This is a genomic window from Streptomyces sp. NPDC054841 (assembly GCF_053611045.1).
The window spans coordinates 1-11,131 of sequence record NZ_JBSGZO010000285.1 but is presented as its reverse complement, the minus strand read 5'-3'; the positions used below and the strand labels follow the sequence as shown (position 1 = coordinate 11,131).

The following is an 11,131-nucleotide window of genomic DNA, read 5'->3' as shown; positions in this document are numbered from 1 at the left end:
GGCCCGCGCCGCCCTTCGGAGGGAGGCCGGACGGCGCCTCGGACGTGCCCGGGCTCACCTCCGCGCCCTTGATTTCGCCCTCGGCCCCGGCCGAGCCGGAGGGCGAGGCCCCGCCCATGCCCGCACGGCCGTGCCCACCGGCACCGCCGGGTGCCGCGCCCCCACCGTCCGGCTCGGCCGCGGCGCCACGGGGATGCGGGGGCTTCGAGGGCGCCGGCCTGCCGCCGTCGTCGCTCACGCTCATACAGCCTGCGGAGGCCGCGGCCACCAGGGCGGTGGCGATCCATACGGCACAACGGCCGGGGGCGGTCAACTGGCGCACGGGTGGGACCTCCGGGGCACGGGACGCGGGTTTCCCTGCCCAACTCCCTTAGCCCCAAGAGGGACACGCCCGCCACAGGACACGCCCACCGCAGGGCCGCTATCGCGCCAGACCTCCCGCCAGATCCGCCCCCAGCACCACCGCGCCCAGTCCCGCCAGCAGCGACGCGGCCACATTCGCCGCCGCCAGGAACGTCCGGCCGCCCTCGGCCAGCCGGAGCGTCTCGTACGAGAAGGTCGAGTACGTGGTCAGGGCCCCGCACAGGCCGGTGCCGAGCAGTGCGTACGTTCCCGACGTGACCGAAGCGCCGGCCAGCACCCCCAGCACGAAGCTCCCCGAGGCGTTCACCACGAGCGTGCCCCACGGGAACACCGAGTCGTGCCGCAACTGGACCTCACGGTCCATCAGATAGCGCAGCGGGGCGCCCACCGCCGCACCCGCGATCACCAGGACCCAGTTCACGGGCCCACCACCCAGTGCGTCACCATGCGGCGCGTCACCACCCGGCGCGTCACCGAGGCCCCCAGCCAGACCGCGCCCAGCGCCCCCACGAGCGTCGCGGCGGCGTACGCGAGGGCGGTGCCCGTCCGCTGACGCTCCAGCAACTCGGCGAAGTCGAGGGCGTAGGTCGAGAAGGTGGTGAAGCCGCCCAGGACCCCGACCCCGAGGAACGGCCGTACGAGCGGACGCGTGACGACACCACGCTCGCTCACCAGCACCATCAGTACGCCGATGAGCGCGGACCCCACGACGTTGACGACGAACGTCGCCCAGTGCGACGGCCAGGCCAGCGACACCCCGTACCGCGCGGACGCCCCGATCGCCCCGCCCGCCGAAATCGCGGCGAGAACCCTCCACTTCCCGGCCCCCGCGATCTCCGCGCGCTGGGCGGGCACATGGAGGTCGACATCCGGATCGATCGCCTCCGGACACGGACCGCGAGAGGAGGGGGGACGGGGGTGCCGGCTCATCCGTACCCCAGGGCGTGCAGCCGCTCGTCGTCGATCCCGAAGTGATGGGCGATCTCGTGCACCACGGTGATCTCGGTCTCCTCGACCACGTCCTCGTGGGTCTCGCAGATCCGGAGGGTCGGACCCCGGTAGATCGTGATCCGGTCCGGCAGCACGCCCGCGTACCACTCACCGCGGTCGGTCAGCGGGGTCCCCTCGTAGAGCCCGAGCAGCTCGGGATCGTCGGCGGGCGGTTCGTCCTCGACGAACACCGCGACGTTGTCCATCAGCCGCGTCAGCTCCGGCGGGATCCTGTCCAGCGCCTCGGCGACCAGTTCCTCGAACTCCTCGCGCGTCATCTCCAGCACCTGGCCATTGTCACGCACACGCGCCCCCGGGCGCGGGCATGGCCGAGCCCGTACATGGGCATACGCGACCAATGGTCCGCGCTCGTGAACGGCTCCGTGCCACCCTGACCGGTCTCCCGCGCCGCTACCACTCGCACCGCACAAGCCCCACCAGCACCCTCGTCCACATGCCGCATCCCTTCACCCGTGCGCTCGGGCTGGTCGCCGTCGTGCTGTTGGGGGCCTGGCTGGGTCTGCTGATCGTCGGCAGTGTCCGTACGCCGGTGGGGCCGATGGACACGAGCATGACGCTGCGCCCGTCGCTGTCCGGCGGCACGAAGATCAATGTCTCCCCGCTCGGCGCCCTCGAGCTGGACTCCCACGTCGCCCCCATCCGCCTCGACGTCGACGTCGACCGGCTCGACCCGGTCCGCTCGCAGGCCCTCGTCGAGCACCCCGAGCGCCTCGCCGGCCTGCAGGAGGAGATCACCCAGGACGTCACGGACGGCACCCGCGACCTGGCCGTTCGCTCCTGTGTCGCCGTCGTCTCCGGGGCCACCGCCCTCGGCCTCGCGGTCTACCGCCGCCCGCGCCGCGCCCTCGCCGCCGGCGGCCTGGCGCTCGCGCTCCTGGCGGCCTCCGGCATCAGCGCGTACGCCACCTGGAATCCGAAGTCCGTCCTCGAACCGAAATTCTCCGGCCTCCTCAGCAGCGCCCCCTCGGTCGTCGGCAACGCCCGCTCGATCGTCACCGAATTCGACGTCTACCAGAAGGAGTTGGCGCGCCTGGTCACCAACGTCACCAAGCTGTACGAGGCGACCTCCACGCTCCCCGTCTACCAGCCGGACCCCGGCACCATGCGCGTCCTGCACGTCTCCGACATCCATCTCAACCCGGCCGCGTGGCACATCATCGGCTCGCTGGTGGAGCAGTACGAGATCGACCTCATCATCGACTCGGGCGACACGATGGACCACGGCACCGCCGCCGAGAACGCCTTCCTCGACCCGATCCCGGACCTCGGCGCGCCCTACATCTGGGTCCGCGGCAACCATGACTCGATCGTCACCCAGCGCTATCTCCAGCGCCTCAAGCACGTCCACGTCCTCGACGAGGGCCGGGCGGTCACGGTCGCGGGCCTGCGCGTGGCCGGGACCGGTGACCCCCAGTTCACCCCGGACCGCTCCACGGTGGCCGAGGGAGACCCCGCCGAACGCATGGCCGGCATCCGCTTCGCCTCCGCCCTCCGCGACCAGCGCCGCGCCGGCACCCCCGTCGACATCGCGGTCGCCCACAACCCCGTCGCGGCCCGCGAGACCGACGGCGAGGTCCCGCTCGCCCTCGCGGGCCACGTCCACCACCGCGAGACCGAGCTTCTCCCGCTCGGCACCCGCCTCAAGATCGAGGGCTCCACGGGCGGCGGCGGCCTGCGCGCGGTCCAGAACGAGGAGCCGGAGAAGGTCCGCGCCTCCGTCCTCTACCTCGACCGGACCTCCCGCACCCTGCAGGCCTGGGACGAGATCACCCTGGGCGGCCTGGGCCTCACGACAGCCGAGGTCAGCCGCCATCTGGCCACCGACGTACTGCCGGAATCCCCGTCCCCGGCGCCCCCACATCCATTCGGTTTGGCCGACGTCCAAATGCCGTAGTACAGTCTCGTCGTGCCCAAGGGCAACGGTCAGGGCTTGACCGTCCCGAACCCCGCGAGGGGTCAAGGAGAAGCGGAACCCCTCGGGGGAAAGCGGAGTCACATGCTTCTCACGTCCCCCGGGGGACGCACAAAGAAGCAGCAGTACCGGTGTAATCAGCCCTCATCGTCTAGTGGCCCAGGACGCCGCCCTTTCAAGGCGGTAGCACGGGTTCGAATCCCGTTGGGGGCACGCAACATCATGTGCGAGACTAGTCCCGCACAAGCTTGGTCCTGTGGAGCAGTTTGGAGTGCTCGCCACCCTGTCAAGGTGGAGGCCGCGGGTTCAAATCCCGTCAGGACCGCTGCGATCTCTCGCAGATCGCGTGGCTGGGTAGCTCAGTTGGTACGAGCGTCCGCCTGAAAAGCGGAAGGTCGCCGGTTCGACCCCGGCCCCAGCCACCGCCCCTGAAAAGGGAAAGCACCCCCTCCGAGGGTTCTCGGAGGGGGTGTCTTGATGTTCCGGATCACTTCGTGTGTTTGGCGTCGGCATCCGAACGGGCCAGCACCGCGTCGAGCGTGGCGTACTCGGCCTCCTCGATCGCGGCGGCGGCGAAGCTGATCGCGTCCACCGCGTAGGACTCCGCATCGTCCGCCGCACGGTCGGCACGCTTCATGTCGCGTTCTGCCTTCCGGTCCTCGATGCGGGACTCCACGGCGTGGACGTGCTCCTGCCACTTGGCGCCCACATCCGCCAGCGAGGCGGAGGCCTCGGCCTTCTTCGCCGCCACCTCGCGCTGGACCTTGTCCGCCCTCTGTATCGAGTCCTGCTTGGCCTTGGTGACCGAGTCCGACAGTTGTTTCCTGTTCTCGGAGATCGCGTGCTGCACCTTCTCCTGCGCTTCGCGTGCCTTCTCCGAGAGCGCCGCCATGCGGTCGGTCGACATTGACATGAGATTCCAGCCTTTCCGGCGAACAGAACAGGGCCCCCGCAGGTCCGATCGGAGCACGCTGCGTGTTCAAGCGCACCCACAAGCGCGCTCCGCAACCGCCATCCGGGTGATCCGATCGAGGCTGTTCCTCACCGGGCGTCACCGACGGCGACCGAACCCTGACGCCGGCGGCCCGGCGCCGACGTCGTGTTCCGGGGAGTGCTCCCGGGCGGGGGCGGAGGGCGACGCGGTGTTCGCTCAGCCTGACCGGGCCAGGGCCCCGTCCAGCCGGACGGGGCCCTGTCTCGTACAGCGTGTCGTCACACCCGTTCTCGCCGCCGCCGGCTCCGCACCGCGAGGACGATCGCCGCGATCGCCACCACCAGGGTCAGCAGGGCCCAGTCCGGGATCGCGCGGCCCGCGGCGGACGCCCACTGCTCCACGGCGAAGGAGTCGTCGACCGACAGGATGCCGGGCAGGGCCGTCGTCCCGTCGAAGGCGAGGAAGAGCGCGCCCAGAGCGATGAAGAACAGGCCGGACAGGACGGACGTCGTGTGCAGTTCGAAGCGCCCCGCGATGCGGAGGGTGCGGCCGCGCAGCCACTTCCGCGTGCCCAGCTCGTAGCGCTCCCAGAGCAGGGCGAGGACGAAGAGCGGCACGGCCATGCCGAGGGCGTAGACGGCGAGGAGGAGACCTCCGTAGGCGGGGCTGCCGCTGAGAGCCGCCACCGTGAGGACGCTGCCGAGGATCGGGCCCGCGCAGAAGCCGGCCAGTCCGTAGACCATGCCCAGCGCGTACACGGAGACCGCGGTCGAGGGACGGATGCGGCCGCTGAGCCGGGCGAGGCGGCGGGAGGCGAAGCCCAGGCCCACGATCTGGGCGACGCCGAGCGCGATGATCAGCCAGCCGCCGGCGGTGACCAGCAGATCGCGGTGGCCGTAGAAGAGCCGCCCGGCGAACGAGCCGGCCGCCCCCAGCGGGACCAGGGTCGTCGCCAGGCCCGCGTAGAAGATGCCGGTACGGGCCACGAGCCTGGTCGCGGTGTCGATGGAGTACGCGAAGAACGCCGGGAGGAGGAGGGCGCTGCACGGACTGAGCAGGGCGAGCAGACCGCCCAGGAAGGCGGCGAGGTATCCGATGTCGGTCACTCGGCTCCGGCCTTCCCGGCATCCGGGCCAACGTTCTTCCCGGCGTCCGGCCGGCGGGTCTGCCCAGCGTCCGGGCCAACGGTCTTCCCGGCATCGTTGCCGGTGTCCTCCCCCGCGTCGTCGCCGGCGTCCTTCCCCGCCTCCGTGCCCGCGGGCGCACTCGCCTGCGGGCCCGCAGCCGTCCCGGCAGCCTTCAGCGCCGCCTCGATCGCGTCGGTGAAGGTCTCCGGCGGCTGGGCGCCCGCGATCGGGCGGCCGTTGATCAGGAACGAGGGCGTGGACGTCGCACCCAGTCCGTACCCCTCCTCCTGGTCCTTCGCCACCGCCCGCCGCGCCGCCTCGCTGTCCGCGTCGCGCGTGAAGCGGGCCAGGTCCCGCACGCCGGCCTGCTGGGCGAGCTCCTTCAACCGCTGCCCGCCGAAGCCCTTCTCCTTCGCGCCCTCGGCGTACGCGGACTCGTGGAACTGCCAGAAGCGGCCCTGCTGCCCGGCGGCCCACGCGGCGCGCGCCGCGGCCTCCGACTCCTCGCCGAAGATCGGGAAGTTGCGCCATTCGATACGCAGGGTGCCCTTGTCGACGTACTGCTTCACCAGCGCGGGCTCGGTGTCGCGGGCGAACTTCCCGCAGTAGCCGCACTTGAAGTCGGCGTACTCGACCAGCACGACGGGCGCGTCCGCGCGGCCCATCGCGAGGGGGTCCCTGGCATCGCGCCGGGCGAGCTTTTCCAGCTCGGGGTAGACCCCTTCCGGGCCGGTGGAGGCCTCGGCGACCGTGCCGCCGCTCCTGGACTCGTCCGGCCTGGTGGCGGTGTACGAGACGACACCGAGCACGACCGCGGCGGCGACGACTCCGGCGCCGATCGCGACCGGCTTCAACGGCTTACGAGTGCGGGTACGGGTGCCGGTACGGGTTCGGGTGTGGGTACGGCTACGGGAAGCGGGCATGGCTGTGTGGTTTCTCTCCGGGACGCGAACGGGTGGGCGGGCACGGCTGTGCGCCGCCTACACGCGCAGGACGGAGAGATCCATCGGGCTCGGCGCGGCGACGGGCGGTGGCCCGCGCTCCGGCGCGACGGCGAGCACGGCTTCGTCGACGGCCCAGCAGCCGGCCGCGCCGTGGGCGGCGGTCTGCAGAGCAGGCAGCAGCTCGTACGAGGACGACCCCCGCGGTGGCGTGGCGGGGCTCAGCCCGCCGTCGTCCTGGGAGCCCCTGCCGCAGCCGGGCGCCTGCCCGTCACCGGCCGGAACCGCCACCACCGTGGGCCTGGGGGCACCGGTCGCGGACCTGGGCGCGTCGGCCGTGGACCTGGGGGCGTCGGCCACGGACGTGGAGGCGTCGGCCACGGACACCGGGGCATCGGCCACGGACGTGGGGGCCTGGACATGACCGCTCGTCGCCCCCGCACCCAGAAGCACCCCGCACAGCACCACCGACAGCGCTGCGACGACCGCGAAAGCGCGGCGCCACGGGCTGCCTGCAGTGGGCATGAGCGGGGATCCTCCTGGTCGTCGACGCGCTCGCCATCGTACGGGCCACCCACTCGTCGCCCCCGAGGCCCACCGCCGCGGAGCGACCCGCTCCGTAAATGGGTTCGCCACTCCGCTCGCGCGGGTGCGATCCTGGGTTCCGTATGTCTACTTCCTTCGCCGATCTCCAGAAGCAGCTGGCCGAGATCTCGCTGCGCGACGCGCACCGACTCGGGCGGCGCCTCGAAGGCACCCGCCGCATCCGTAAGCCCGAGGCCCGGCAGACCGTGCTGGACGAGATCGCTGCCGAGGCCACGAAGGCCGCAGCCCGTATCGCCGAGCGCGCGGCACTGGTGCCCGAGGTCACGTACCCCGAGCAGCTCCCGGTCAGTCAGAAGAAGAACGACATCCTGGAGGCGATACGGGACCACCAGGTCGTGATCGTCGCGGGCGAGACCGGCTCCGGCAAGACGACACAGATCCCCAAGATCTGCCTGGAGCTCGGCCGGGGCGTACGCGGCATGATCGGGCACACCCAGCCGCGCAGGATCGCCGCGCGCACGGTCGCGGAGCGGGTCGCCGAGGAGCTGCGCACGCCGCTCGGCGAGGCGGTCGGCTGGAAGGTCCGCTTCACCGACCAGGTGAACCAGGACGAGACCTTCGTCAAGCTCATGACGGACGGCATCCTGCTCGCGGAGATCCAGACGGACCGCGAGCTGCGCGCGTACGACACGATCATCATCGACGAGGCCCACGAGCGGTCCCTCAACATCGACTTCCTGCTCGGCTATCTGGCCCAGCTGCTCCCGAAGCGGCCCGACCTCAAGATCGTCATCACCTCCGCGACGATCGATCCGGAGCGCTTCTCCCGCCACTTCGGCGACGCGCCGATCGTCGAGGTCAGCGGGCGTACGTATCCCGTCGAGGTCCGCTACCGGCCCCTCCTGGAAGACGACAGCGACGAGTCCGACCGCGACCAGATCACCGCGATCTGCGACGCCGTCGACGAGCTCCGGTCCGAGGGCCCCGGCGACGTTCTGGTCTTCCTCTCCGGCGAGCGCGAGATCCGCGACACCGCGGACGCGCTCAACAAGAAGAACCTCCGCAACACCGAGGTCCTCCCCCTCTACGCCCGGCTCTCGCACGCCGAGCAGCACCGCGTGTTCCAGTCGCACACCGGCCGCCGTATCGTCCTCGCGACGAACGTCGCCGAGACGTCGCTGACCGTCCCCGGCATCAAGTACGTCATCGACCCCGGCACCGCCCGTATCTCCCGCTACAGCCACCGCACCAAGGTGCAGCGGCTGCCCATCGAGGCCATCAGCCAGGCCAGCGCCAACCAGCGCAAGGGCCGCTGCGGCCGTACGTCCGACGGCATCTGCATCCGGCTCTACTCCGAGGACGACTTCCTGTCCCGCCCGGAGTTCACGGACGCGGAGATCCTCCGTACGAACCTGGCGTCCGTCATCCTCCAGATGACCGCCGCCGGCCTCGGCGACATCGAGAAGTTCCCCTTCATCGACCCGCCGGACCACCGCAACATCCGCGACGGTGTGCAGCTCCTGCAGGAGCTGCACGCGCTGGACCCCGCACAGAAGGATCCGAAGAAGCGGCTGACGCAGATGGGCCGCAAGCTCGCGCAGCTGCCCGTCGACCCGCGTCTGGCCCGGATGGTCATCGAGGCCGACAAGAACGGCTGTGTCCGCGAAGTCATGGTCATCGCGGCCGCGCTCTCCATCCAGGACCCGCGCGAGCGGCCCGCCGACAAGCAGGCGCAGGCCGACCAGCAGCACGCCCGGTTCAAGGACGAGACGAGCGACTTCCTCGCCTTCCTCAACCTCTGGCGGTACATCCGCGAGCAGCAGAAGGAGCGCGGCTCCTCCAGCTTCCGCCGGATGTGCAAGCAGGAGTACCTGAACTACCTGCGCATCCGCGAGTGGCAGGACATCTACTCGCAGCTGCGTACGGTCGCCAAGCAGATGGGCATCCATCTCAACGAGGACGACGCGCCCGAGCAGTCCGTCCACGTCTCGCTTCTCGCCGGCCTCCTCTCCCACATCGGGATGAAGGACATCAAGGACGGCTCGAAGAACGAGTACCTGGGCGCCCGCAGCGCCAAGTTCGCCGTCTTCCCCGGATCCGCCCTCTTCAAGAAGCCCCCGCGGTTCATCATGTCCGCCGAGCTGGTGGAGACGTCCCGCCTCTGGGCCCGGGTCAACGCGAAGATCGAGCCCGAGTGGATCGAGCCGCTCGCCCAGCATCTGATCAAGCGCACCTACAGCGAGCCGCACTGGGAGAAGGACCAGGCGGCGGTCATGGCCTACGAGAAGGTCACGCTGTACGGCGTCCCGATCGTCGCCCAGCGCAAGGTGAACTACGGGCGGATCGATCCGGAGGCGAGCCGCGAGCTGTTCATCCGCAACGCGCTCGTCGAGGGCGACTGGCGTACGCACCACAAGTTCTTCGCCGACAACCGCAAACTCCTGACCGAGGTCGAGGAGTTGGAGCACCGCGCCCGCCGCCGCGACATCCTCGTGGACGACGAGACGCTCTTCGACTTCTACGACCAGCGGGTGCCCGATCATGTGGTGTCCGGCGCGCACTTCGACTCCTGGTGGAAGCACAAGCGCCGTGAGCAGCCCGACCTCCTCGACTTCGAGCGTGAGATGCTCATCAACGAGAAGGCCGGGGCGGTCACGAAGGACGACTACCCGGACTCGTGGCGGCAGGGGCGGCTCACCTTCCGCGTCACCTACCAGTTCGAGCCGGGCGCGGACGCCGACGGCGTCACCGTCCACATCCCGCTCCAGGTGCTCAACCAGGTCACGGACGAGGGCTTCGACTGGCAGATCCCCGGTCTGCGCGAAGAGGTCGTCACGGAGCTGATCCGTTCCCTGCCGAAGCCGATCCGCCGCCATTACGTGCCCGCGCCGAACTACGCGAAGGCCTTCCTGGAGCGCGCCGTGCCGCTGCAGGAGCCGCTCCCGGTCACGCTGGCGCGTGAGCTGCAGCGCATGGTCGGTGTGCCGGTCACGGGCGACGACTTCGATCTCGCCAGGGTCCCGGACCACCTGAAGATCACGTTCCGGATCGTTGACGAGCGGCGCCGCAAGCTCGCCGAGGACGAGGATCTGGAGACCCTCAGGCTCGCCCTGAAGCCCAAGGCCCGCCAGGCCCTCTCCAAGGCCGCCGCGGCCACCGCCGAGCGCGCGGGCGGCGACGCGATCGAGCGGACGGGCCTGACGGACTGGACGATCGGCGCGCTCTCCCGTGTCTTCGAGACCCGCAGGGCCGGCCAGCCGGTCAAGGCCTTCCCGGCCCTCGTGGACGCCGAGGGAGCCGCAGCGGGCACAGTCTCCGTGCGTCTCTTCGACACCGAGGCCGAGCAGACCCTGGCGATGTGGCAGGGCACCCGTCGGCTGATCATGCTGAACATCCCGGTGAATCCCGCGAAGTTCGCCTCCGAGCGGCTGACGAACCAGCAGAAGCTCGCCCTCTCCCGCAATCCCCACGGCTCGATCCAGGCGCTCTTCGACGACTGCGCGACGGCCGCGGCGGACAAGCTGATCGCCGACCACGGCGGTCCCGCCTGGGATGAGGAATCGTTCCGGAAGCTGTACGACAAGGTCCGCGCGGACCTTGTGGACGCGACCGTGCGGACGGTGGACCAGGTCCAGCAGATCCTGGCCGCCTGGCAGGCCTGTGAGCGCCGCCTGAAGGCCACGAACAGCCTGGCCCTGGTCAACAATGTCCAGGACGTACGGGAGCAGCTCGCGGCCCTCGTGCCGGCCGGCTTCGTGACGAAGACGGGCCTGCGGCGACTGCCCGACCTGATGCGCTATCTGGTCGCGGTGGACCGCCGGCTCCAGCAGATGCCGACGGGCGTCCAGCGCGACACGACCCGCATGGAGAAGGTCCACGAGATGCAGGACGAGTACGCCTGGCTGCTGGAGCAGATGCCCAAGGGGCGGCCGGTGCCGCAGGAGGTGCTGGACATCCGCTGGATGATCGAGGAGCTGCGCGTCAGCTACTTCGCCCACGCCCTGGGGACGTCGCAGCCCGTCTCCGACAAGCGCATCATCAAGGCGATCGACGCGGCAGCGCCGTGACGCGACCGTAGCCTTGAGTGAGTTCGACCGGACCCGCTGACCTGCTGTACAGTCTCTCTCGCAGCCCAGGCAGTACGGAGCTGCGAAACCTGGTCCTGTGGAGCAGTTTGGAGTGCTCGCCACCCTGTCAAGGTGGAGGCCGCGGGTTCAAATCCCGTCAGGACCGCGCGTATCGTCGAGGGCCCCGCACCATGGTGCGGGGCCTTCGACGTGTCGGCTTGGAGGCCGCG

General features: G+C 70.5%; 9 protein-coding genes, 4 tRNA genes and 1 pseudogene. 6 read left to right on the top strand and 8 right to left on the bottom strand.

Annotated features, from left to right (window positions below; translation table 11 throughout):
* The 4 genes and pseudogenes from ACWGI8_RS29650 to ACWGI8_RS29635 all read right to left on the bottom strand — a co-directional run.
* Positions 1-322 (bottom strand): annotated as a pseudogene (locus tag ACWGI8_RS29650) (hypothetical protein); the annotation flags it as partial.
* Between the two features lie 99 nt (positions 323-421).
* A complete protein-coding gene (locus ACWGI8_RS29645) occupies positions 422-784 on the bottom strand; it encodes a fluoride efflux transporter FluC (protein ID WP_453665516.1) in 363 nt (120 codons plus the stop codon).
* Entirely contained in the window at positions 781-1,293 is a 513-nt protein-coding gene (locus ACWGI8_RS29640) for a fluoride efflux transporter FluC (RefSeq protein WP_453665514.1), read from the bottom strand. The genes ACWGI8_RS29645 and ACWGI8_RS29640 overlap by 4 nt, the downstream gene beginning before the upstream one ends.
* Positions 1,290-1,640 (bottom strand): metallopeptidase family protein, encoded by a 351-nt coding sequence (locus ACWGI8_RS29635; RefSeq protein ID WP_453665512.1) that lies wholly within the window; start codon positions 1,638-1,640, stop codon positions 1,290-1,292. Before ACWGI8_RS29635 ends, ACWGI8_RS29640 begins: the two co-directional genes overlap by 4 nt.
* A 71-nt stretch (positions 1,641-1,711) precedes the next feature.
* Here ACWGI8_RS29635 and ACWGI8_RS29630 point away from each other — a divergent pair, with 71 nt between their 5' ends.
* The 4 genes from ACWGI8_RS29630 (at position 1,712) to ACWGI8_RS29615 (ending at position 3,708) form a co-directional block, all read left to right on the top strand.
* A complete protein-coding gene (locus tag ACWGI8_RS29630; RefSeq protein WP_453665510.1) occupies positions 1,712-3,268 on the top strand; it encodes a metallophosphoesterase family protein in 1,557 nt (518 codons plus the stop codon).
* 158 nt (positions 3,269-3,426) lie between these two features.
* Positions 3,427-3,499: transfer RNA gene (locus tag ACWGI8_RS29625), tRNA-Glu, on the top strand.
* 37 nt (positions 3,500-3,536) lie between these two features.
* Positions 3,537-3,611, top strand: a tRNA-Asp gene (locus tag ACWGI8_RS29620).
* A 23-nt stretch (positions 3,612-3,634) separates the two neighbouring features.
* Positions 3,635-3,708: transfer RNA gene (locus tag ACWGI8_RS29615), tRNA-Phe, on the top strand.
* A 65-nt stretch (positions 3,709-3,773) separates the two neighbouring features.
* On the opposite strand, the gene ACWGI8_RS29610 is transcribed toward ACWGI8_RS29615, so the two are convergent.
* From ACWGI8_RS29610 to ACWGI8_RS29595, 4 genes are all read right to left on the bottom strand, one after another.
* Entirely contained in the window at positions 3,774-4,199 is a 426-nt protein-coding gene (locus ACWGI8_RS29610) for a hypothetical protein (protein WP_453665508.1), read from the bottom strand.
* 299 nt (positions 4,200-4,498) lie between these two features.
* Complete coding sequence (locus ACWGI8_RS29605) at positions 4,499-5,326, bottom strand: cytochrome c biogenesis CcdA family protein (RefSeq protein ID WP_453665506.1); 828 nt, start codon at positions 5,324-5,326, stop codon at positions 4,499-4,501.
* Positions 5,323-6,270: a DsbA family protein gene (locus ACWGI8_RS29600; RefSeq protein WP_453665505.1), complete on the bottom strand. Its 948-nt coding sequence runs from the start codon at positions 6,268-6,270 to the stop codon at positions 5,323-5,325. The genes ACWGI8_RS29605 and ACWGI8_RS29600 overlap by 4 nt, the downstream gene beginning before the upstream one ends.
* A gap of 57 nt (positions 6,271-6,327) precedes the next feature.
* A complete protein-coding gene (locus ACWGI8_RS29595) occupies positions 6,328-6,813 on the bottom strand; it encodes a hypothetical protein (RefSeq protein WP_453665503.1) in 486 nt (161 codons plus the stop codon).
* 143 nt (positions 6,814-6,956) lie between these two features.
* On the opposite strand from ACWGI8_RS29595, the gene hrpA reads away from it, so the two are divergent.
* Positions 6,957-10,901, top strand: coding sequence for an ATP-dependent RNA helicase HrpA (gene hrpA / locus ACWGI8_RS29590; protein ID WP_453665501.1), 3,945 nt, complete (start codon positions 6,957-6,959; stop codon positions 10,899-10,901).
* A 91-nt stretch (positions 10,902-10,992) separates the two neighbouring features.
* Positions 10,993-11,067, top strand: a tRNA-Asp gene (locus tag ACWGI8_RS29585).
* Positions 11,068-11,131 lie beyond the last annotated feature (64 nt).

Excerpts from the sequence above, each read along its gene's own strand:
- ACWGI8_RS29640 (WP_453665514.1), bottom strand. The coding sequence starts at position 1,293 with ATGAGCCGGCACCCCCGTCCCCCCTCCTCTCGCGGTCCGTGTCCGGAG.
- hrpA (WP_453665501.1), top strand. The coding sequence starts at position 6,957 with ATGTCTACTTCCTTCGCCGATCTCCAGAAGCAGCTGGCCGAGATCTCG.
- ACWGI8_RS29610 (WP_453665508.1), bottom strand. The coding sequence starts at position 4,199 with ATGTCAATGTCGACCGACCGCATGGCGGCGCTCTCGGAGAAGGCACGC.
- ACWGI8_RS29595 (WP_453665503.1), bottom strand. The coding sequence starts at position 6,813 with ATGCCCACTGCAGGCAGCCCGTGGCGCCGCGCTTTCGCGGTCGTCGCA.
- ACWGI8_RS29600 (WP_453665505.1), bottom strand. The coding sequence starts at position 6,270 with ATGCCCGCTTCCCGTAGCCGTACCCACACCCGAACCCGTACCGGCACC.
- ACWGI8_RS29630 (WP_453665510.1), top strand. The coding sequence starts at position 1,712 with ATGGTCCGCGCTCGTGAACGGCTCCGTGCCACCCTGACCGGTCTCCCG.